Here is an 18650-nt window from a genome sequence, read left to right on the forward strand (position 1 = left end):
CCTGGTTGAGGCGTGCTGGACGGCCAGCCTATCTGTCTCCCAACGAGAGTGTCGTAGGTTAATCGCAATTGACGTCTCGCCGCCAGTTTGTTGCTGATCAGTCCGCGTCATTAGCTTATTTGTTCAGGAATAATTAGTTCCGCCGCTGCAATACTCGAGCACCAGTCAACCGTCGAGGATTGCATGCTGAAGCTTGGTGGCTTGAGGGCCCGGATCACTCTGTCCCTGGTGATCGGTGCGGCTGCGACGGCTCTGTTCGTGCTGATGGTCGCCATGTGGATCATTGGCGGCATCATCGACCGCGCCAATGAACGCGAACTCCACGCCAAATATGACGCCTTCAATTCGCGCCTGCAACTGGAGTCGACCCGCGCGGAGGCGATGAGCGCGGTCGTCGCCAAGATTCCCGCGGTCCAGGAGGCCATGGCGCAGAACGACCGGGACGCCTTGATGCGGTTGTTCGGCGCGGGCATGGCGAGCCTGAAGTCCGATTACGGCGTTGATCAGTTTCAGTTCCACACGGCCCCGGCGATTTCCTTTCTGCGCGTGCATCAGCCGGCCAAGTTTGGCGACGATCTATCGAGCTTCCGCAAGACCGTCGTGGCCGCCAACACCGATCGCAAGCCGGTCGTCGGGCTGGAGGGCGGCGTCGCCGGCCTCGGCCTCCGCGGCGTGGTACCGATCGTCTCCGCGGGCAAGCATCTGGGCTCGGTCGAGTTCGGGCTGACCTTCGGCCAGGGCTTCTTCGACGAATTCAAGCGCAGCCGCAATGTCGATGTCGCGTTTCGCCTGGCTGGCGACGCGGCCTTCAAGCTGTTTGCGACGACGATTGGCGAGACGTCGTTCTTTGCAGGCGGCGAGTATAGGGGGGCATCCGCCGGCGGCTTCCTGTCGCGCCAGGGGCAGCTCAAGGGCGTGCCGGTCGTTGCCCTGCTGGGCCCAATCAAGGATTTCTCCGGCAAGCCGATCGGCGCGGTCGAGATCGTCATGGACAACAGCGAGTTCATCCAGGCCCGCAATCGCGCCGGCGCCATTGCGATCGGAACAACGCTGGCCGGTCTCGCGCTGATCGCATTCGCCGGCCTGTTGATCGCCCGCGGCATCTCCCGTCCCATCGTCCAGATGACGAGCGCCATGCGCGAGCTTGCCGATGGCAACCTGGATGTCCGCGTTCCCGCCGCCCAGCGCAAGGACGAGGTCGGACAGATGGCGCGTGCCGTCTCGGTGTTCAGGGACAACGCCATCCGGATGCGGGATCTGCAGGCGGATCAAGAGAAGGCGCAGGCCCGCGCCGAGGAGGATCGCCGCCGCATGCTGATGGAGTTGGCCGATGGTTTCGAAGCCAGCGTGCGAGGCGTGGTCGATGCCGTCTCGGCCGCAGCGATCGAGATGGAAGCCACAGCCCGGTCGATGTCGGCGACGATCGACCAGTCGAGGCAGCAGGCCTTGACCGTGTCGCAGGCGTGCGGCTCCGCATCCGACAACGTCAACACCGTCGCCTCGGCGGCCGAGGAGCTGTCATCGTCGATGAACGAGATCAGCAAGACGCTCGAGCGTGCGTCGTTGGTCGTCCGCAAGGCGGCGGACGAGGGACAGCAGTCGAACGACAAGGTGCAACGGCTCAATATCGCCGCCAGCAAGATCAGCGAGGTCGTCGCGCTGATCAACCAGATCGCCAGCCAGACCAATATGCTGGCGCTGAATGCGACCATCGAGGCCGCGCGGGCCGACGAGTCGGGCAGGGGATTTGCCGTCGTCGCCAGCGAGGTGAAGACGCTGGCGACCCAGACCGCCAAGGCGACCGAGGAGATCGGCGCCCAGATCGCCGCGGTTCAGACCGAGACCGCGGCCGCCGTCCAGAGCATCGGCCTGATCTGCGCCACGATCCGGGAGGTCGACGAGATCTCGACCATCATCGCCTCGTCGGTCGCGCAGCAGGACGCGGCCACCCGCGAGATTGCCGGCAACGTGAACCTCGTCGCCGGCAAGACCCAGGACGTCACGCGCAACATCGCAGGCGTCACAAGCGGTGTGGTGCAGACCGGTCATGCTGCCAACGAGGTGCTGTCGGCGGCCGGTGAGCTCGCCCAGCAGTCGACACGGCTGCGCAGCGAGGTCGACCAGTTCCTCGCTCACATCAGGGCGGCGTGAGGCCGGCGAGCCGGCTCATTTCGTGGACGCCGCCGCAGCCTTCCGCGCATCCGCGATCGCCTGCTTGAAGGCCTGGGCGTTGGGCGCTCCGGGCACGCGGAAGCGGCCGATGATGAAGGCCGGGGTGCCCTGGAAGCCCAGGCCCATGGCCTGCTCGTGGTTGTGGGCGAGGACGGCATCGATCTCGCTGCCTTTGGCGGCCAGATCGGCCTTGGCGCGCGCGAGGTCGATCCCGGCGGCCGAAAGCGCGGCATCGGCGTTCGCCTCCGAGAGCTTGTCCTTGAGCGAGATCAGCGCCTCGTGGGCTTCGGCGAACTTGTCCTGGTACTTCGCCGCCAGCGTCATGCGGGCCGCGTAGATCGACGGCCCGCCGAAGATCGGCCAGTCCTTGAAGATCAAACGGATGTGACCATCATCGCGCACCACCTTGGCGAGGTCCGGGCTGATCTTGCGGCAATACGGACATTGATAGTCGAAATACTCGACGATCGTGATGTCGCCATCGGCGTTGCCGAGGACCGGAATGGCGGGATCGCGCAGAATGCGCGCCTCGCTTAGAATGTCGCCGTCGTCATCCTCGGCGCGGGCCTGGAGCGGCAGCATGGCAGACGTGAGCAGCAGCAGCGTCGCGAGCGAAGCTGAAAAGGTCTTCCTGGTCATCATGTCTTGGGGGTCTCCTTTTGTGAGCTGGTCGATGCAGTGTCGATGGCGTCGAGCACGATTTGCGGTGTGAGCAATTCGGGCAGCACGATGCCGGCGGGGGCGCCGGGGCCGAACACGACGTTGAAGGGCAGGCCGTAGCGGCCGAAGGATTGCAGGTACGCTGCGATCGTATTGTCGTGCGAGGTCCAGTCGGCCCTGACGGCCACGACATCAGACGTGAGACGGTTGCGCACGGCGGTGCTGTCGATCGCGAGCGTCTCGTTGACCTTGCAGGTCACGCACCAGCTGGCACCGATGTCGACGAACACGGTATGGCCGGCGCGGACCTGGGCCGCGATGTCCGTCGGCACGAGCGGCCGCCAGGCGATTCTGTCCGACCGTCCCTGGCTGTCGGGCGAACCGATCACAGTGGCGGCGGTGAGCACCAGCCCGATTGCGACAATGACGCCTGCGCAGGCGACCGTTCGCCGCAACGGAAAGCGCAGCATCGTCAGGATCAGCGCAGGCACGAGCAACACAGCGGCGAGCACGGCCGCGGCCGCAACGCCGCTGATGTCCGCGAGCACGCGCAGCAGCCATGATGCCGTTGCGATCATCGCAAACGCCGCAACCGCGCGCAGCGTCAGCATCCAGCGGCCCGGCCGAGGAAACAGCGCGGCCAGGCGCGGCGCTGCTGCGAGGCCCAGATAGGGCGCGGCCATGCCGAGCCCGAGGGCGGTGAACACCAGCAGGATCTGCGGCGCCGCCCGCGACAGCGCGAACGCGACGGCGGTGCCGACGAACGGCGCCGAGCAGGGCGTCGCGAGCAGCGTCATGACGAAGCCGTTGACGGCGTGACCCGCCATCGTGTTGCGGCCGGCGGCGCCGCCGAGACGGCCGGCGATCCACCAGGGCAGGCGGATCTCGAACAGCCCGAGCAAATTGGCGCCGAACGCGGCGAGTACGACGATCATTGCGATGAGGAAAGCCGGCTGCTGAAACTGCAGCCCCCAGCCGACTTCCGCGCCCGCGGCCTTGAGACCGGAGAGGATGAGGGCGAGAGTCACGAATGACGCGATGATGCCGGCGGCCGTCGCCAGGAAGGCCGGGCGCGGTGATGGCGCGAGGGCCGGATCGTGGTCGACCAAAGAGACGATCTTCAGCGACAGCACCGGAAACACGCAGGGCATGAAGTTGAGGATGAAGCCGCCGAGCAGCGCCACGCCGAGGATGCTCCAGATCGATGCCGCGGCGGCCTGCGGCCTTGCCGTTGCCGATTTGGCGGCCACAGCATCAGCGTCCACGGGGAGCGTGGCTTCGATCGCGCGGTCGCCATCGACCAGCGTGACCCGCAACCTTTGTCCAGCGGCGGCCTGATCGAGGCCGTGCAACGGCACATGGATCGTGACGGCGCCATCCGAGCCGTTGCTGACTTGAGCGCGACCGCCGGACACCGCGTCGTCGCCGTCGACGAAGACGTCGGGCGCGCGTAGCGGTGGCGTCGCCCGCGCCTCGAGACGCAACTGCGGTTTGGGCTGGCGCGCGATGTGTAGCGCAGTGACGGAGAGGCCGGGCGCGGACTCGCGCGGCACGCGCTGCCGCCATTCCTCGATCAGCGCCTGATCGTTCGGCTGATGCGACGTCGCCGGGATGTCGGCTTCGAGCTGCGTCTCCTGCTGGGTGCAGATGATCGAGCAGACGAACAGGACCGCCTTCAGCTTGAGATACGCGGGCGCTGCTCCATCCTTCAGCCGCACCCGCAACGGAAACAGCACGTGCTCGTCATAGCCGAACGTGTCGATGTCCTGCTCGCTGAAGCGGCGTGGCGCCGGCCATTCGACCGTGACATCGGCGACATTGGCGGAGCCGCTCCAGTCGAACTCCGGTGGCGCGCCGGCGTCGCCGGCCGAGCGCCAATAGGTATGCCAGCCGGCGTCGAGCCTGACGTCGAGGCCGGCCCAGGCCGTCGTCACACCGCTGTCGGCGCGTGCGACGTCGCCGACCACCAGGCGCGTGGCGAGGTTCGGTTGAGGCCGCGACGCGCCAGCGCTCGCACCCGTCGTCGCAACGAGAAGCGCGCCCAGCAGCAGGCCGAGCCAGCCAGGATGGCGGATGGACATGATGATCTCCCTGCGCGGTCAGCGCATGTCTCAAGCGGTCGTACCGCGCGGTTCGACGCAAGGCGGCCTGACGACGAGGCCGCGCTACGCGATCCGCTCGATGCGCGATCGATGATGGAATTTCGCTCGCTCCAGCCGCAGCGTTACGCCGCGCGCGAAACGGTGATCAGGAGCGGCGACAGGGAGGACGGTAGGGCGAGGACGCGTGGCATTGCGTCGTCAGCGCGTCATGCCGGGGATGCCACGACAGCGTCCGGGATTTGGCCATCGGCTGCGCCGTTGCGCTGTCATCCGCGGGGAGGGCGGTGAGGCTCGCCGCGGCGAAGGGACAGATGTTGACGGTGCCGGGGAGCACGGCCTTCCGGCACGGCTTCGGCGCAGGTGTCGTCGTCGACGACCATTGCTGCGTAGGGATGCCATCGGCCGCTGCCGCCGTTGCCGCTTCGAGCGTGCCGAGCAGCGGAACCAGGCTCATGGCGACCACGACCAGCGCCGCCACGAGGCGGCGGGTCAGCGCGGGCACCTTGAAACCAGATCGCCTCATCTCGAACTACTTCTCCAGCGCAGACACGTCGCGCGGACCGCTCGTGCTTGGCAACTGACATCTTCGTGACGCCGCGATCGCGCAACAGACGATGAGACCGTCCGCGAGATCACAGCGCGTTGATCGGCACTTTCAAAAAGATCTTTCCGCTGTGGTCGGCGGGTGGAAGATGTCCGGCGCGGATATTCACTTGCAGCGAGGGGATGATCAGCCGCGGCATGCCCAGCGCCTTGTCGCGGGCCTCGCGCAGGGCGACGAACGCGCCCTCCGTCATGCCGTCGCGGGCGTGAATGTTGTGGAGGCGCTCGTTGCCTACGGTCGTCTCCCAGCGCACCTCACGCCCGTCAGGGCCGTAGTCGTGGCACATGAACAACCGGGTCTCGCGCGACAGCGTCTCGAGGATCCTGCGGATCGATCGAAACAGCGTCCGCGCGTCGCCGCCGGGGAAATCCGCGCGCGCCGTGCCGCCGTCGGGCATGAACAGCGTGTCGCCGACGAACGCCGCGTCGCCCATCACATGCGTCGCGCAGGCCGGCGTGTGGCCGGGCGTGTGCATCACGAAGGCGGTCATCTGCCCGACCTGATAGGTGTCGCCGTCCTTGAACAGCCGGTCGAACTGGCTGCCGTCGCGGCGAAACTCGGTGCCTTCGTTGAAGACTTTGCCGAACGTCTCCTGCACGATGCGGATGTGCTCGCCGATGCCGATCTTGCCGCCGAGCTTGTCCTGGATATAGGGCGCGGCCGAGAGATGATCGGCATGGGCATGCGTCTCGATCAGCCATTCCGGCCGCAGATCGTTCATCCTGATGTAGTCGATCAGCGTGTCCGCCGAGCGCGTGCCGAGGCGACCGGCCGCATAGTCGATGTCGAGGACGGGATCGATGATCGCACAGGACGGCGATGACGGATCCTTCACCACATAGCTGATCGTGCTGGTGTCCGGATCGAAGAAGCCGGCCACCTTGGGCCGCACACGGAGATCGATCGGATAGGACATGGCTGCTGCTCCACGATGAAGCTCCGGGGCGGCATCGCCGCCCCCGTGCCCGCTGTCATTCTGCCGGGTCTAAGACGTCGGGCTCGACTCCGTTCCGCAGGTGTTGATGCCGAGCAAAGCGTAGGGCGGACACCAGCCGACCAGCGCGGTGCCGAGCGGGATCAGGCCGAGCAGGCCCCACATCGTCTGCGGCCCGACGAACACGAGACTGAGAACCGCCAGTCCGACGATAATCCTGAGCAGTCGGTCGATCTTGCCAACATTCCGTGTCATGTGACACTCCCCTCCGGCGTTGCGATGGAGCAAACGTAAGCGGCAGGGGGACGAGCGGTCTGTAACTAAGTCACCGAGACAGTTGGCTTTCTAGCCATGCTGGGCCAGCCGCGCGAGCGCCGGCCTGTCGGTGATCTCGACGGTACCGCGAGCCACTCGCAACCAGTGGCGCCTGGCGAATTCGTTGAGCTGGCGGCTGATCACCTCGCGGGCGCTGCCGAGCTCGTTGGCAAGATCCTGGTGGGTGCCCACAACCTGCTGTTTCGCGCCGGCAAGCTCCAGCAGCTTCTGCGCTAGCCGGACGTCGATCCGTTCGAACGCCACCTCCTCGATGACGCGAAACAAGTTCGTGACCCGGCGGCTGAAGGCGGTGAACACGAACTGGCGAAAGTCGCGCGAGGTGGCGATCAGCCGGTCGAAAAGCGCACGCGGAATAGCCACGGCACGGATCGGCGTCTCGGCGATGCCCTCGGCCTGGTATTCCTCATAGCCCATCAGGCAGGCGGTGGTGAGCGCGCAACTCTCCCCAGCCTGGACGCGGTACAGCACGATCTCGCGGCCGGACTCCGACGTCTGCTGCACGCGAATGGTGCCGTCCAGCAGCAGTAGGAACGATTCCGGCGCCTGGCCGGGCCCGAAGATACGACTGCCTTCGGGAAGCTCGACAATGAGGCTCGCCTCACGCAGCTGAGAAAAAATCACCGCCGGCAGCTGCCGCAGGGGAGGGAAAGCGTCCGTCCAATCTCGATTCGACGACATCAAGACACCCGACGTGGCAGACCGGCTCCATCCGCTCTGCCACAAGATTGCGAGCGGGTCGAGGGACGAGCCCAAGCAAGCTGAATTTTGATGGCTTCGCGCTTGGTCGCAGCCGATAAGGCAACGCCACGCAAGATCTGGCGCAGATCCTGTCACCATGAGAATCGAAGCGACGCGTCCCTGATCCCGTCTGCTGTTTCGCAGCTCTGGATGTCGACGCTGCTTGGTGTAGCAGCAGGACCAGTTCTCCGCTGAAAGGCGCTCGACGGCCGTGCAAAGCGCCTCAAAATGGATTCCACTCGATCAGCCTGCTGATCACAGGCAAGTTTTCTCCGCCCTCCGAGCGCACCATCCCTCTCTCCTTGAAAATCCCAATCTGTTTCCGGTTCGTTCCGGCGTGACACCTGTCGCGCAAGGCGCGGGACTTCGTCTCGCGGCGCAAGAGCGTCCGAGTTGTGCCGGTCGTTCCGCCCTCGGAAGATGAGAGGGCGCGGGGAATGCCGGGCGCTGGCCGCACCCATGGCCCGCCTGCAGCAAAAAAAGCAGGCGGCAGTCACCACAGGTTCAGCCGAGGACACCCGGCATTCCCCGCGCGATGGTTTTCACGCTTATGGCGCGATCTCCTCGGGGACCGGCTTCTTGACCCCGTCGCCGGCGGATCATCCCCACCAGCTTGGCCTCAGCACCGGGAGGCCAGAACCACGCGCTTTCACGTCCGCAAAGCGCGCTGTTCGTCGGCAGGCATCACACCCGCTGCAGCACGCTTACGGCCACCGCATCTCCGGCCCCACGTCTCGTGACGATCGCGAAGCGCCCCTCTCGCGGGCCGGGATGGAGACAGAAAACCATGAATTCTGAAAAATAGCAAGTAGATTATTCTTAAGCGAAGATGGCGGACGGGCTTGGGCCGATCGCGCTGGAGAATTGCAGACAGCGAACGATGGCTGGGCCAGCTCGTACTCACCTCAAGCCGCGGCCCTCACGCTGCTTGCCTGCTCACTCCGTGACGGCTTCCTTTGCGGCTTGCCGAACAGGACAAAATGCCGTCGCCAGCTCACGAAGCCCCGTCGAATTCGCCAGCTCCGATCATGCTGTCGATCGTGGACTCGCGACTTCGTCGTATTCCGAACTGGCGGGGCGATCAGCGACAATTTGCTTCGGTCGCAGGCCCCTCGCGCATGTCTCAACGCGGTGACTTCGTGCCGGCGTCACTCGTGCCCGACAGCAGCCCTTTGAGGAAGTCGAGCGCTCCGGCCGACTTCGACGGATCGTCCGGCGGCGCTTCTGCTGTCGAGGTTTCGGCGGAGCGTGCCGCGCGGATGGGCTTCTTGTGGTGGTGCGTCTCCGCGGCGCTACGGTTTCGGCGATTTGATCCGCCCTCGACGGTGATCGTGATCTTCTTCGACATCAGCGGCGGATCGAAGTTGAAGTGCATGCCATCACCCATCACGAGCTGAAGTGTGTGTTTGCCCGGAGGCAGCTCGATGAGGGCCTCGGTCTCGCCGCCGCCATAGTGAAGATGGTGTCTGTCCTGCGGGATGGGTTCGCCAGGGCTGATCTGTTCGTTGTTGTCGATCAGCAGATGATGGTGGCCGGTATTGGAGAAGCTGTCACCGGCATGGGTCACGCCCATGTTGCGCAGCCCGAAGCGACACCAGAACGGGCTTTTCACGGTGTCTCCATCCGTTGGCGAGATGAAGTAGACGTAGGCGTCCTTGGGCGCGCTCCTGCTCTGCGCCCACGAGGAATGCGGGGCGAGCGTCAGCGACGCAGCGAAAGCGACGCAGGCAAGGGAGAGCGGCGCAATGGAAAAATCTCGGCGGGTCATCAATCCGGATTGCGCCGCCGACCGCACGGATGTCTTGTTACTCACAACGCTCTGCTCACAAATCTGGAAAATAACGGACCCGAACGGGCAGACTATCAATCGAACCAAGCGCGGCGAAATTGAGGTTCCCCTCAGCCTCGCGAGGCGATTTCGATCAGAATTCCTATAAAATGCTGCATCGAATGAGCGCCGTGCCGGCGACCTCGATGCAGCTCATCTCAGAGCGAGAGCGCCACGCGGAAGCCGTGGGTCGGGTAGCGTATCCGTCCATCATAACGATCGCGGCTTCCGCTCCGCGCATAGCTCGCGTCCTTTTTCCAGGAGCCGGAACGAATGACGCGGATGAAGCTCTGCTCGTCGATCCATGCCGAACCATCGGACGGCGCGCCCTGATAGGTCTTGTGCCAGCTGTCGGCGACCCATTGGTCGACGCTGCCGCCCATGTCGAACAGGCCGAACGGATTGGCGGGAAAATGTCCGACCTTCATCAGCTGCGGCGGCGCGCCCGCCTCGTTGCAGCCATGGCAGTTGACCATTCCGGCGCGCATCTGATCGCCCCACCAGTATTTGGTGTTCGCTCCCGCGCGCGCCGCATACTCCCATTCCGCCTCGGTCGGCAGCCGGAATGGCTTGCCGACGGTTCGGGAGAGCCAGGCCAGGTAGTCCTTCGCATCATCGTAGCTGACGTTGGAGACGGGATTGTCGTTCGGTCCGCTGGTGACATCCGCGCATGCCTTGTCGGCGACGCATTCCCGCCACTCGCCGATCGTGACCGGATATTTGCCGAGCGCAAACGGCTTGATGGTGACACGATGGACCGGAAGCTCGGCGGCTTCCGTGCCGCCCATCGCAAAGCTTCCACCGGGGATCATGACGACGTCAGGCAGGCGGGTTCGCGGTGCTTCCGGATCTTGTGTCGGCGGCGTCGGGGGCGTGGCCTCCGCGGCGGCGACAGCGCCCGGGAGTTTTGCGGTTGGCGCCTCGTCGGCCGCGGTGGTGGCGGCGACATCCTGCAGCGGCGCCGTCGCGCTGGCGACCGCCTGCACCATGGCGGCGCGCTGCGGAGCTTCTGCGCTGGCGAGGTCTGGCGCAGCGACTGGCGCGTCGGCGGTTTGCGGCGGTGCTGGCGGGGACGCGGTGGGCTGGCGCGTGAGCAGGAGCCAGCTGCCTGCCATCGCGAACAGCAGGAGCGCAAGGCCGGCGGCCATGCCGGTTCGGAGCAGGGGACGGCGTTCGGCGCTGGCCGCGGCGTCGCGCAGCCGCGCCGCCAGCTTGGTCTGTCCGTGCGCCTGCCACATCAGTGCAAGGCTGCGCGCCTCCTGCGGCGTATGCTGAGCGATGGAAATGCCGGGGATGTTGCAGACCACGCGGCCGGCTTCGCCGCGAACAGGCGCGGTGGCCTCGACCTCGGCCCGGTCGCAGCGCTCGGTAAGCGATTGCTTCAGAGCGCCGCACATCATCATGAGCAGCCCACCGCGCTTGCTGCGGCGGGCCTGGATGTCGGGGCATGCAAGCTGCTCGGCGAGGTCTTGAAAGCTCGGGGCGCGCAGCGCGCTCAGCGCCACATTCACCACGCGGCCGCATTGGTCGCAAGGCACCGGATAGCTCACGGCTTCAAGCGACCGCTCGGGCCCGCCGGGGGCAGGGGCGAGCGACGGCCTGAGGACGTTGATCCCGCCGCTCACGCGCGAACCGCCATGCCCCGGCACGGCGTCCTGTTCATTGTCCCCAGGCGCTGAATGCGTCCTTGAAAGCGCGATCACCGTCTGCTCCCTTTTCGATCGCAAGAACGGCGCGGCTGCCGCCGTTATAGACGATCGGAATATCGATCCATTCCTTGCCCTTCAGCAGCAGGACGTTCCGCTTGGCGTCCACCTCGCCGGCCGAGAGCGCGATCATGAAGAATTCCGGCGTCACCTTGGCCGTGAGCGTCGCCAGGGCGGCGCCGCGGCCCGCCTCCTTCATCTTCATGCTGACACCCTTCAGCGTGTCGACGCCCGCATGAGCCGGGTCATCCGGCCAGTTGAACTTCAACTCCATGATATGGCTGGCCGGCATGTCGTTCTCGGTGTTCGGCCGCAGCGACAGCGTCGCCTTCATCCGCTTGTCGATCTCGATGTCGCCCTTGATGGAGGTGGGCACGCTGCCGGCGGCCGGCTCGACGCGCCAGGTCACCTTGCCGAGATAGCGCTTGCCGAGCGGATCCTGCGAATCCTCCTGATACAGCACGGCGTGCGACGGAAGGTTGTCCGGCAAGCCCGCAGTCTCGCGGCCCGCCATGCTCGCGGCGCCCGTCGTCATCCGCTCCGCCGTGACCTTGCGCGGCTCGGTGCTCGCCGGCGCCGCTGTCGTCGACGATGTTGCCGTCCAGGACGCCAACTGGCTCGAGACGGAGCCCCAGGAGCTTGCGATGCGGCTGGATGCCGGCTGCCAGTAGATCGAACCGCCGGCCAGCGCCACCGCGATGACCGCGGCCGCGGCGATGGCGCGGCTGCGGTAGGGGCGCCGCATCGGCGCGCCGGCATCGAGCGGCCGCCGTCGCTGCGCCGAGGCGATGATCGCATGGAGATGCGCCGGATCGGCATTGACGGGCGTCGTCGTCGCTTCCGACGCTGGCGTCGCACGGGCGATCGGAGTTGTTGCGACATCGGCGAAAGCCGGCGCCGTCTCCACGACTCGATCATCGATCGTGTGCGGCCCGTGCGATGCATGGATGTCGCGATCGATCTTGGCCGCATCTGCCCGGCTGCGCAGCCACGGCGGCGGCGACGCCTCTGCCGGCAAGGGCGGTTCGGCGTGCCGCTCCTGACGCGCGAGCGACAGGCTTTCGGCGACGCTGGCGATCTCATCCTCCAGCGCTGCCGAGAGTTGATCTTCCGACGCGTCTGCGGAGACTGCCGCAACATCCGACATGGTCGGCGGCGCGAATGGCTGCGACGGGCCCTCCATCGACATCGCGAGCGGATCGATCCGGCGGGCGTGCTCGCGCAGCCGGATCACCCGGTTCGGAAACAGCCGTTCGAGCAGATCGCACAGCTTTGCGTTTGCCGGCATCAGCTGGCGCAGCGAGAGCGGCAGGCCGCCGAGACCGGCAGGCGCGATGCCTCCGACGTCGACGCGAGCCGGAGCGTCGGTCTCCTCTCTCACAAGCTCATCTGCGACGGCGAGAACCTTCCGGCCTCTGAGCAGGACGGTGAGGTCGCGCAGGTCCGATTGCGATGCGTCGTCGACCACAACGAGGTCGAACGCGCCGAGACGCGCGGGCAATTGCTCGGCGACGCGCCAGGCGGGCAGCAGATGACAGGGAATGCCGTCATGGCAGGTTTCGAGTGCCTCGCGCGCGACCTGACGCATCCGGCCGGCATTGGGACCGGAACAGCTCGTCCCCAGTTTGCGCAGCGTGGTCAGGAACACATCGAAGCTCTGGCGGACAGCGCCGCCGGTGTTCTGCGCGAGGTGCAGCTGCATCCGTGCAACGACCACCTGCTCGAACAGCTCGCGCAGCCGCGTCTCCAAGAGCGCACGCTGGCCTGACAGATCATGCAGCCGCTGATGCTGGCCGACACCTTCGGTCTGCCGCATCAGCACGGCCCAGTTCCAGGCCATCGTCCAGTCCGCGACCAGCACCGGATCGCTGTGATCCCGGCGCGCCGGCTCGGTTCGGATCCGCCGGGCGAGCGCCCCTGCACCGGCCTCGGTCACGGACTCACAGACTTCGCGAATGAGTTCGAGGTCCTGGCGCCGATCGTGCAGCCTCTGCAGCCTTGCACGAATCGCGGTCCATCGCGTCTCCATGTCGCGAAGGTCGATGTCGGCGCGGCCAAGCTGCGACAGGATGTCGGCCCGGACTTGCGCGTTGATCGACCCGCCGCCACCAAACAGCTCGGTCAGCCTCGCGAGCTCGTTGCGCTGCTGCGCGACGAGCGCCACGGCACTTTTGATCGCGGCTGCCAGCGCGGTTAGCCGCGAGGCGTCGGCGAGCAGGCCGGCGATCGCATCGTCAGGCATGGACAGCTTTGCAGCGGCGGTGCGGACGTTGCGCTTTGCCAGCTCCGCCATCACGATCGCGACTTCGACCTGCCTGACGACGCGCTCGTGGACGTGAAGCGTGTTGGACCCGTCCTGCTCCGGCGTGGGCGCGCCGATCTCGTCCGCCAGCGACCGCCATCGCACGTCGAGCGAGTGCAGGTGACGCCGCCAGAGGAGATAGTCGCGAATATGGGCCCAATCGGCCGCACTCTTGGGCCGGAAGCCCGACACCTTGATGTCGTCCAGCGTCCGCTTCAGCGCGCGCCCGGACAGCGAGAATGTCGCGACCGCGCTTTGACCGGACGCGAGCCGTTCGATGACCGCCAGCAAGGGGTCGCTGGCAAACGCGTCGGTGGGCGTCTCCACCGGCCGCACCAGGAAGCTGCTCCGCCGCGTCAACAGCGATGACGCGTCGCGGGCAAAATCCACCAGGATCGCGCTGGTTGGAGGGATATCGGGCTGCGCGCCGAGCGGCGACAAGGCGGCGAGCCAGGGTTCGCCGGCGACCACCCGGTGCGCCCCCGCGAGCGCATCGAGATCATCGGCGAACCTCTCCGCGCCGTCCGGCTCCAGGGCATTGACGACGCGCCGCGCCAGCTCGTCCTTGTCGCCGTCGACTGGCATCGATACAGCGACCGGCTGCAGACCCCGATGCAGACGCACCAGCGTCGCGGTGTCCGGCAGGGCTGAGACATCCGGCAGCGGATCGTCGACGAAGGCGAGGTCGTCGCCAAGCCGCAGCCGCGCCGCCCGAGCCTGTTCGACGGCCGCCACGAGCAGGTCGCTCTCGCCGAGATAGCCGAGAGGCCGATCCGTGAACCATGCATAGGCGTCGCGGTCGGACACCAGCGTGGCCAGGTCCTCGAAGGACGGGGCGTTCGTTCCGGAGCGCAGGAGCGTGCGGCTTGCGATGTCGGCGATCTCGTCGTCGAGACGGCTGATCGCGTGACTGGTCGAGATGATGCTCTGCTCGAGCTGATTGACCTGTTCGGCCTGATCGCGCAGGCCCGTCACGTCGATGATCGACTGCAGCCGGCTGATCACGCCCTCGGCGCGCTTCAACACATCGGCGTCGGAGCCGGTCAGATCGAGCGTCAGATCGCGGATCGGCCGGGGCAGCGTGGCCGCGAGCAGCGACAGCGCCATGTCATGGCGTGAAACGATCAGGACGCGCAAGCCGAGCGCGAGATGATGACAGACCACATTGGCGATCGCGGACCTCCGGTCCGGCCCGCTTGCGCCCCTGACGATGACCCCGTCCGAGCGGCGAAGCTGGCGTACGATCTCCATCTCGTCGGAGTTGGTGGGAAGCGGAAAGAACAGGTCCCCCCGATCGGTGGCGACCTGCGTCTCCGGCGCGATATCGATCCGCTCGCCGATCACACCGGACAGCCGAAGCCGCGGGCCGTCATGGCCGTCGTGATCGGGGCCGCCGAGCAGGAGCTGCGCCATGCGGCCGAGGCAGCACTCGGCGCCGGGCGTGTAGTCGATCGCGCGTCTCAGGCGTTCGATGTCGCGTAGCAGCAGCAGGTCCGAGCGCGGCCGCGCAAACAGCACCCATCGGTCGGAGACGACCAGCTGCTCGCTTTCCTCGGGGAGCACGAGCGCTGAATCCGGCAGCGTCGGACAATAGATCCCTTGCGGGTCCAGCTGCGAGCCGATGGCGCTGAGGATCGGCTCGAAGGTGGCGGGCTGGAAGGGCGAAAGCTCCGCGCCGCGCTCGAGCATCTGCTCGGCCGCATGCGCCGCGAGCTTGGTGGCCGGCGAGAGCGCCTCGAATGGCTTCAGATGTGCCGTCGCGGCCGCCAGCCGCGGCCTGATCCTGATTTCAGCGTCGGCGCGGTCCAGAACCTCGATTGTGACCAGCCGTTCGAGCAAGGGAAGCTCCAGCTCATGCCCATGGCGGCGCCACCGCGTGACGCCGATGCCCCACACGATCTCGCAACCACGCTGCTGGCTCACGGCACCGTCCGCGCGCGCCAGCTCCCGCAGGGTCTGATAGATCGCGATGGTGCGGCGGCGCGGCCGCTCGGCGCCTGCCCAGGCTGCCCACGGGCCGCCGAGATAGTGCTCCAGGCGCTGCACGAGGTCGGCGCGCTGCTCGAGGCACAGCCGCACGCTCCAGAGTCCCACGCCATCCTCGTGGCCGGCCGCAGGCGTGCAGTGCTCGGCGCGGGCATCGCCGTCCGCGATCAGCCGCTCCTTTTCCGCGGCTTGCACCGTGATCGTCACGCGCTGCCGGACCAACGGGCGCCGCTCCGGATCGGACGACACGTCGATCCACCGGACGAGATCGTCCGCGACGACCGGCGGCTCGGTTGCGGCGAGGCATTCGATCGACAGCCACACCGGGCCGTCCGCATCGAACGTGTTGAAAGTGACGCCGGGCAACCCTTCAAGCTCGTGCTGATGAATGATTTGGCGCCGTCCGGCCGTGAGCGAACGATCCGGCAGGCGTTCGATCGTCGGCGCATCGTGCGCGACCGTCTCGGCGAGATGGCCGAGCAGCGTCTGCAACGGTCCGGTCGTCATCTCCATCCGATGGATTGCGTTCATGACGCGCCTCCAATCCTGGTCGCCCTGGAGCGAAGCAATCGGTTCATTGACAAGCCTATTTTCGAACTCGTGTTGCCTTGCAGTAATTGCAGTCGCGATCATCGGCCGCGATCATCAGACATGGATAGCGACGGCCTGCCATCTGCACGAATACTGTAACGAGCAAGTCAGGCCGTACTAACTGATGAGCAATAGGGGAAGGCAATGCGGCGTAATGATGGGAGGATCATCGCGTGATGGCCTGATGAGTTGGCCGAACCAACTGATTTGTAATCATTCCAAGGAATCGGGCGAACGCCGGACGATGGCGTTTTAGAATTTCTTTAAACAGTCCGTCGCCGCGTGTCATGAGCTGCCTTGATCGTCGGCGGCAGGTATTTGCTTCCGCGTTTGCAACGCTCATTGAACTCATCATGCGTCATCTCGCCGCAATCTCACTCCTGCCGGCAGCCCGCTTTTGTCTTTTGATTTCAAGATCCATCTCCGATCTGCGCCATCGCCCGACCGCAATGTCTATCGAAGTACGGCCGCGCCGGAAAAACTGTGGCGCCGGCCGCTGCGTGGCTGCGCGACGATGCAAATACAACCGCTGAGGACCAGCTGTTGGTTGTTCGCGTGCGGCGCATGGAGCTCGGAACAATCAATAGGCCGTTGAGCGACTTAGCATCGTCCTGACGCACGACGGAGTCATCGGTCGACCGCAGCCTGCCATGCTCCCAGGGACCCGTCCTGCTGATGGCGTCAAACTGCTGACACGCGAGCATCGCCGGCGAGCCCAAGTATCGACATCGCACGCTTCTAGCGCGAATGGGTCGCGGTTGCGCACGAGCGGTTCTGTGGCGCGGGCAGGGGAAAATCGCCCGCGCTTCAATCATGGGGAGGTCCGACGAATGGTCTTGATAAGCTGCAATGCCCAGCGCACTGGCGCCCCGGTGTCTCCAAGCGGGGCTCTGAGGAATTGTCGCGGTGCTCGTGCAGCGCGCAGCCGCGGGATGATCGTCTCATCGTTGCTCGCGGCGGCATCGACATTGGCGCTCGGCGCGGTCGCGGCGAGAGCCGCCGACGATTCCCATGCGCGCCCCGCCGAGGGAGCGGCGGTCAAGGCGCTGATGGCGAAGCTCGACGCGATGGAACAGCGCATCAATACGCTCCAGGTTGAGCTCAAGGATGCCAAGGCGAAGAAGACGAGTGTCGGGCAGTCCGCCTCGCTTGCGTCGCGGCGTCCCTCCGACTCGGTCGCACTGAGCGGCGCGAAGGACACGCACGGGAAGGCGTGGGATATGGCCCAGCCCGCGTCGAAACCGGGTGTCACCGCGGTGCCGTTCGCGGGTCCGAAGGACGGCAAGACGGGCTCTGCGTCAGCCGAGGAGACGGCGTCGCCTTCTCCGGTCTCGCGCATGGCGGCGGCGTTCGCCGACTCCGATCCGAAGCCGAAGTTCTTGCCGGCGTCAGATCTCAAGGCGCCACCGCCAACGCCCGGCAGGGATCTGTTCGGTGCCGCGCCGTCACCCGTGCCGGGCATGCGCATCGGCATGTATGGGGAAATCAAGCTCGGCTCGATGCAGAACCCGGCCGCGAACGGTCAGTGGCAGAACGGCTTCGACATGGCCCGCCTCGTGCTGCTGCCGACCTACCAGGTCAATGACTACATTACTTTCAATGCCGAGCTGGAATGGGAGCATGGCGGCACGGCGTTCGACAACGACGACAAGCTGCATGGCGCGATCGAGGTCGAGCAGGCCTTCTTCGACATCAAGTTCAACGACCACTTCACCCTGCGGTCGCCGGGTATCGATCTGATCCCGATCTCGTTCATCAATCTGTATCATGAGCCGACCCTGTTCTACAGCGTGCGCCGTCCCGAGCTCGCCAACGGCCTGATCCCGACGACCTGGTACGCACCGTCGGCCGGATTCTACGGCAAGATCGTCGACGGCCTGAACTACCAGTTCCAGGTCAGCCAGAGCGCCGAGGATTTCGGCGACGATTTCGCCCATCGCGGCGACAATGGCCATATCGTTTCGGGTGGTTACGAGGCGGGCATCAGCGGCTCGGAGGCGCTCGCGCTGTCCAAGGCACCGATCGGCGATTACCGCCAGCTGAGCAACCAGCTCGCCTATACGTTCCGCCTCAGCTACGCGCCGTCGTTCCTGCCAGGGTTCGCCGGAAGCTCGGCAATCTACTATTCGCCGAATGTGACGCCGCGCGGCGCCTATGCGACGGAGGCGGACGGCACCGAGACGCTGCTCGGCAAGAATGCGATGACGATCTTCAATACCGAAGCCCGCTATCGCGTTCCGAATACCGGTCTGGAGTTCCGCGGCGAATATGCCTATGTGCATTTCTCCAATCCGGAGAACCTGCGCGCCAACAACGATCTCGACGACACGAACAATGTCGGCAAGACCATGTGGGGCTATTCGGGCGAGATCGCTTATCATTTCCGCGCGCCCAACGACTACGACATCGTGCCGTTCTATCGCTATACGCGACAGAACTTCCAGACCTCCGGCATGCTCGGCGCCGATCTCAGAAACGGCCTGAACAACGTCACGGGCAGCGGCGACATGACCTTCCACGATGTCGGCGTCGCCATCTTCCCGAATCCGAGCCTCGTCTACAAGCTCAACTACACCAAGGTCATCGACCACAGCGCGGCCGGTGCGATGTCCGACCGGGTGCTCGCCGGCGTCGGCTGGCTCTGGTAGGGCGCGGACGACCCCCCGGGCCGGCGTGGAGGTCACGCCGTCC

12 protein-coding genes are annotated in these 18650 nt (G+C 65.9%); 3 read left to right on the plus strand and 9 right to left on the minus strand.

What is annotated here, in order from left to right:
• Positions 1–183 precede the first annotated feature (183 nt).
• On the plus strand, positions 184–2151 hold the full coding sequence (locus ACQR0Z_RS21685; RefSeq protein WP_434919966.1) for a methyl-accepting chemotaxis protein: 1968 nt from the start codon (positions 184–186) through the stop codon (positions 2149–2151).
• A gap of 15 nt (positions 2152–2166) precedes the next feature.
• Here ACQR0Z_RS21685 and ACQR0Z_RS21690 read toward each other — a convergent pair whose 3' ends face one another.
• Together ACQR0Z_RS21690 and ACQR0Z_RS21695 are read right to left on the minus strand one after the other, a co-directional pair.
• Positions 2167–2811: a DsbA family protein gene (locus tag ACQR0Z_RS21690; RefSeq protein WP_434920209.1), complete on the minus strand. Its 645-nt coding sequence runs from the start codon at positions 2809–2811 to the stop codon at positions 2167–2169.
• A complete protein-coding gene (locus ACQR0Z_RS21695) occupies positions 2811–4913 on the minus strand; it encodes a protein-disulfide reductase DsbD family protein (RefSeq protein ID WP_434919967.1) in 2103 nt (700 codons plus the stop codon). Before ACQR0Z_RS21695 ends, ACQR0Z_RS21690 begins: the two co-directional genes overlap by 1 nt.
• Here ACQR0Z_RS21695 and ACQR0Z_RS21700 point away from each other — a divergent pair.
• On the plus strand, positions 4906–5028 hold the full coding sequence (locus ACQR0Z_RS21700) for a hypothetical protein (RefSeq protein ID WP_434919968.1): 123 nt from the start codon (positions 4906–4908) through the stop codon (positions 5026–5028). The genes ACQR0Z_RS21695 and ACQR0Z_RS21700 overlap by 8 nt on opposite strands.
• Positions 5029–5079: 51 nt before the next feature.
• On the opposite strand, the gene ACQR0Z_RS21705 is transcribed toward ACQR0Z_RS21700, so the two are convergent.
• From ACQR0Z_RS21705 to ACQR0Z_RS21735, 7 genes are all read right to left on the minus strand, one after another.
• Positions 5080–5457: a hypothetical protein gene (locus ACQR0Z_RS21705; protein WP_434919969.1), complete on the minus strand. Its 378-nt coding sequence runs from the start codon at positions 5455–5457 to the stop codon at positions 5080–5082.
• A gap of 109 nt (positions 5458–5566) precedes the next feature.
• Positions 5567–6454 carry an MBL fold metallo-hydrolase gene (locus ACQR0Z_RS21710; protein WP_434919970.1) on the minus strand — a complete coding sequence of 296 codons (888 nt, stop codon included), beginning with the start codon at positions 6452–6454 and terminating at the stop codon, positions 5567–5569.
• A 69-nt stretch (positions 6455–6523) separates the two neighbouring features.
• Positions 6524–6727, minus strand: coding sequence for a YgaP family membrane protein (locus tag ACQR0Z_RS21715; RefSeq protein ID WP_434919971.1), 204 nt, complete (start codon positions 6725–6727; stop codon positions 6524–6526).
• Between the two features lie 90 nt (positions 6728–6817).
• Positions 6818–7486: a Crp/Fnr family transcriptional regulator gene (locus ACQR0Z_RS21720; RefSeq protein ID WP_434919972.1), complete on the minus strand. Its 669-nt coding sequence runs from the start codon at positions 7484–7486 to the stop codon at positions 6818–6820.
• Between the two features lie 1183 nt (positions 7487–8669).
• A complete protein-coding gene (locus tag ACQR0Z_RS21725) occupies positions 8670–9359 on the minus strand; it encodes a DUF4399 domain-containing protein (RefSeq protein WP_434862237.1) in 690 nt (229 codons plus the stop codon).
• A 173-nt stretch (positions 9360–9532) separates the two neighbouring features.
• The gene (locus tag ACQR0Z_RS21730) at positions 9533–10999 is read right to left on the minus strand and encodes an SUMF1/EgtB/PvdO family nonheme iron enzyme (RefSeq protein ID WP_434919973.1); all 1467 of its coding nucleotides are present in this window, start codon (positions 10997–10999) and stop codon (positions 9533–9535) included.
• 34 nt (positions 11000–11033) lie between these two features.
• Positions 11034–15899 (minus strand): helicase, encoded by a 4866-nt coding sequence (locus ACQR0Z_RS21735; protein ID WP_434919974.1) that lies wholly within the window; start codon positions 15897–15899, stop codon positions 11034–11036.
• 992 nt (positions 15900–16891) lie between these two features.
• Between ACQR0Z_RS21735 and ACQR0Z_RS21740 the strand changes: the two genes are divergently transcribed.
• The gene (locus ACQR0Z_RS21740) at positions 16892–18607 is read left to right on the plus strand and encodes a hypothetical protein (protein ID WP_434919975.1); all 1716 of its coding nucleotides are present in this window, start codon (positions 16892–16894) and stop codon (positions 18605–18607) included.
• Positions 18608–18650 lie beyond the last annotated feature (43 nt).

The organism is Bradyrhizobium sp. HKCCYLS3077, assembly GCF_051167555.1.
Taxonomy (GTDB): Bacteria; Pseudomonadota; Alphaproteobacteria; order Rhizobiales; family Xanthobacteraceae; genus Bradyrhizobium.

What these genes read in the sequence shown, in the direction of transcription:
- ACQR0Z_RS21740 (WP_434919975.1), top strand. Translation starts at nt 16,892, where the DNA reads ATGATCGTCTCATCGTTGCTCGCGGCGGCATCGACATTGGCGCTCGGC.
- ACQR0Z_RS21690 (WP_434920209.1), bottom strand. Translation starts at nt 2,811, where the DNA reads ATGACCAGGAAGACCTTTTCAGCTTCGCTCGCGACGCTGCTGCTGCTC.
- ACQR0Z_RS21715 (WP_434919971.1), bottom strand. Translation starts at nt 6,727, where the DNA reads ATGACACGGAATGTTGGCAAGATCGACCGACTGCTCAGGATTATCGTC.
- ACQR0Z_RS21695 (WP_434919967.1), bottom strand. Translation starts at nt 4,913, where the DNA reads ATGTCCATCCGCCATCCTGGCTGGCTCGGCCTGCTGCTGGGCGCGCTT.
- ACQR0Z_RS21720 (WP_434919972.1), bottom strand. Translation starts at nt 7,486, where the DNA reads ATGTCGTCGAATCGAGATTGGACGGACGCTTTCCCTCCCCTGCGGCAG.
- ACQR0Z_RS21685 (WP_434919966.1), top strand. Translation starts at nt 184, where the DNA reads ATGCTGAAGCTTGGTGGCTTGAGGGCCCGGATCACTCTGTCCCTGGTG.
- ACQR0Z_RS21700 (WP_434919968.1), top strand. Translation starts at nt 4,906, where the DNA reads ATGGACATGATGATCTCCCTGCGCGGTCAGCGCATGTCTCAAGCGGTC.
- ACQR0Z_RS21705 (WP_434919969.1), bottom strand. Translation starts at nt 5,457, where the DNA reads ATGAGGCGATCTGGTTTCAAGGTGCCCGCGCTGACCCGCCGCCTCGTG.
- ACQR0Z_RS21735 (WP_434919974.1), bottom strand. Translation starts at nt 15,899, where the DNA reads ATGAACGCAATCCATCGGATGGAGATGACGACCGGACCGTTGCAGACG.
- ACQR0Z_RS21710 (WP_434919970.1), bottom strand. Translation starts at nt 6,454, where the DNA reads ATGTCCTATCCGATCGATCTCCGTGTGCGGCCCAAGGTGGCCGGCTTC.